The organism is Lutibacter sp. (assembly GCF_040883305.1).
Classification (GTDB): domain Bacteria; phylum Bacteroidota; class Bacteroidia; order Flavobacteriales; family Flavobacteriaceae; genus Lutibacter.
The window spans coordinates 1-3,805 of sequence record NZ_JBFLKT010000285.1; the positions used below are offsets into that span (position 1 = coordinate 1).

Sequence of the window (3,805 nt, forward strand, 5' to 3'; positions counted from 1 at the left end):
ACTTTTGGCATTGAAATTTCTGGTTCTAAACGCGTAGTTGCATCTTCGACTAATAATGGAATAATTCCGTACAAACGCAATGGTAAATCGTTTGCTGTACTTGCGTGTGGTTGTAATAATGAAATATTTACAAATACATTTGGCGCCATTTTTTTAGTAATCGGAATTTCAATTGTGGTTTCTCCTTTTTGAGTTTTTTTCCAAACAGTTTCTATTACTTCGGTACCGTTTTCAATACTAATTAAAGCTCTACCTTCAGTTCCAGAAGGGAATGTAATTTTAGCAGTTTCACCAACATTGTAATTGTCTTTATCCGAAGAAAAAACCAACATTTTTGAAGCTTCAGGATCATCGGTTGGACGTTTCCACCAATTTTTATAAAAATAAGTTGTAGCTCCAGTTACGTGTCCACTTTTTGGATCGATAACACGAATTAAATAACGTCCGCCATCATCATTTTTAATATTTAAATTAAATGTTCCTTTACCATTTGCATTGGTGGTGATTTTTAGTTTTTTATACGGTTTATGAAAACTACTTCCGCTGTAAGAGGATAAATTATCTGGTGAAGAGCTCCACCACCAGCGCCATTCAATTTTATATACTTCAACCGCAACATTGTTTTGCTGCATTGGTTTTCCTTCTGAAGTAATTGTAACTATGTCAAAAGTCACATTTTCATCTGTATCATAAGAACTATACGCTTTTGTTTTTGGTAATTTTAATCCTACAAATGACGTATAAGGTGCATAATTTTTTGAAATCACATCCATAGAAAAATCCCCTCCATTTTCAAAAGCTTTGGTTAAAAAAGCAACTTTTAACATTCCAGGTGCAGTATTTTCTAAACTTACTTTTTTAGTAATGTTTGCTGTTCCTGTTGCATCTAATTTTCCATCAAATACTTTTAATTCTTCAGAATAAAATTTTCTGGTAGGGTCGTTAAAAATATAATTTGGAAACTCGTTACTAAAAGCTGATGCATTTGAAGTAAACTTTGCTGTTACTTCTGTTTTTATATTTTTTGCAGGTGCACCGTGCAACCAATTTACTTGTAAATTTCCTTTTATGGGTTTTGCATTTGTAAGTACTTCATCATCAAAATCTATATTAATTTTTAAACGATTTGGTTTTACAGTTTCAACTTTTAATTGCTTGTAAAATTTAGCGCCTCCAACTGAAATTGTGCTGTTCCAATTTCCCGTTGGATCGGTGGCTGAAGTAGGAATTGTAAATTTGTAAAAACCGTTTACATTGTTAGTTGTAATTTGATTAAATGCTAATTTTCCACGTGCATCGGTAACTTCTAATTTTATTGGATGTTCTTTTGGTAAAGGATTAGCATTATCATTTAATACAAAAGTTAAATGAATGGAATCTCCAGGACGCCAAACACCGCGCTCACCATAGATAAATCCTTTTAAACCTTTTTGTAATTTTTTACCAGAAACGTTGAATTTACTTAAAGATAATGAATGACCGTCATCTAACTTTAAGTACGTTTTATGTTTGTCTTTTGAAATAATAGCAAAATACGCATTGCTCTTTAAATCCAATATTGCAATCCCTTGATTGTCTGTCGCTTTTTGTGAAATTTCTTGTTGTTGGTAGTTATATAAGGTAATTATTGCGCCAGTAATAGGGTTGGTTGTTAAAATATCTGTAACCGCAAAAAAGTAGTTATTTTTTTCACCTTTTTTGGCAATTACACCAATATTTGAAGCCAAAATATTAGTTGCTACCGTTCTATCTTCATTTAAAAAATAGGCTTTTTTACACGGATTATCTCTGTGGTTCCAATTGTAGTAGGTGTTGTTATAACGGTATATTAAATTGTCCCAATATTGCTCTTCACGCTCATCTAAATCATCTGATGCTGCTGTTGAATACTGACCATGGCTGTAGTAATAATCTTCTTCATAATAGTCTTCTTCAGAAGTTGTATTTAATTCAGCACCATCACATTTGTATAATGAATATTCAGGTTTTATATCCAACTCAACACGGTAAATTGCCCCTGGATTTGCTTCTACCATTTTAGATAAATCGATAGCGTATGCTTTCCATTTTCCAGTATTTTCGAGTTCATTTGAAACTAAAGAAATCGTTTTTTTAGCTACACGCCTTCCCACTCTTTTAATTTGGTAACGATTGGTGCTTCCTAAAGTATTGTCTTGCAAAAACTGTAGTACATTATCTTCAAAAATTTTAATAATTCGAACATCAACAGCTTTTAAATTAACGGCTTCAAAATTTAATTTTAAATCGTTAGAATTTGGTAAAATAACTCCGTTTGATAGTAGCCGAACTTGTGGTTTTAATTGTTGAAAAGCAATATTTTCTGAAAAATGTTTTTTTAATTTATAACCATCTACACTTATAATTCCTTCAAAAACATCAACTAAAACATTGCCAACAATACGCGTGTCGGCATAAACTTTTAACACATTTCCGTCAACCACATATTTTAAATTTTTAGCATTTTTAATAGCCACTAAACCGCTAAAATTTTGCTGTTTTTTTAATGGATCTGAAAAATTGATGTTTAAATGTTGCTCTGGCGATTGAATAACATCTACATTTAAAATTGAAAAATTATTTTTCCCAGGAATTATATACCCATTTTCACCTGTATTATCAACATTTATGTTTTTTCCGTTCCAAGAAATTAGCACTTCAGAATCGTCTTCAAAACGTTGTACGCTGTCTATTATAAACTGAAATTGTTTACTAATAGAGTCTAAACCTTGCCATTTAATTGGTAATTGTTTGCTTTTTTGTTTCGCTGAAACTAAGGTTTTCGCATTTTCTAAAGTTAAAACATCAGCAGTTTTTACTACACCTTCAATATATTGCCATTCTTTAGAATACGATTGAAAACTTGTAGTTTTTACACTAAAATTTTGTTCAATGGTTTTAAATTTGAATGTGTATGTTTTAAATTCTGAAGGAATATTATTATAGATTTTTCCTAAATAAATAGTAACCGTATATTCTTTATTTGGCTCTAAATTTTTTGAAGGGTGAAACAATAAACTGCGAGAGTTTATAGCTGATAGTTCCCCATTTACATTGGGTGAAATACTAAAAACCTTCTCTGAAACTTCCTGATTTGAAACCCAATCTTCAACTTCTTTAGCTAGTTCTATTTTAATAGGTTCAGCCACAGAAACCAATCCAGAAGTTGTATAATTTATATAATTTTTGAATTTAAAAATATTATTGGTTTCACTTTGTGAGTTTTGGTCTTTACATGCTATAAATAGAACACAAAATAAGATGGATAAATGTAATTTTTGAAGTTTCATTTTAAAGATTTTATCTGTTTAGCAAATTTTGAATGAAGTTACTAAAAAACAAGCGAGATAAAATGAAATTAGTAAGTTTTTATTGTGCTATTTTTTTATTGGTAACACGTAAAAAAATACCGCTATAAAATGGCAAAAACTACCTAACAAAACAAAAATATGAAAAATAAAATGGTTGTATTTTATTTTTTTAAAACTGTATAAAATAGCACCAACTGTGTAAGAAATTCCCCCGCCTAACAACCATAACAATCCTTCAATTGGTAAGTTTTGCACCAATGGTTTAATGGCAAAAACAATAAGCCAACCCATTAAAACATAAGCAATAGTTGAGATTTTATCATATTTCCCAATGAAAAAGAGTTTTAAAATTACACCGGCTAGGGCCAATCCCCAAGAAACGCCAAAAATTGTCCATCCAACCCAACCATCTAAAACAACCAATGTAAAAGGCGTATAAGTACCAGCTATTAAAACATAGATAGATGCATGGTCGA

Annotated in this window: 2 protein-coding genes; both read right to left on the reverse strand. The window is 30.7% G+C overall.

Annotated features, from left to right (window positions below; genetic code table 11):
* A partial coding sequence (locus AB1Z17_RS09065; RefSeq protein WP_368051485.1) for an alpha-2-macroglobulin occupies positions 1-3,308 on the reverse strand: 3,308 nt, incomplete at its 3' end.
* 87 nt (positions 3,309-3,395) lie between these two features.
* The coding region (locus AB1Z17_RS09070; protein ID WP_368051486.1) for a hemolysin III family protein at positions 3,396-3,805 on the reverse strand (410 nt) is incomplete at its 5' end.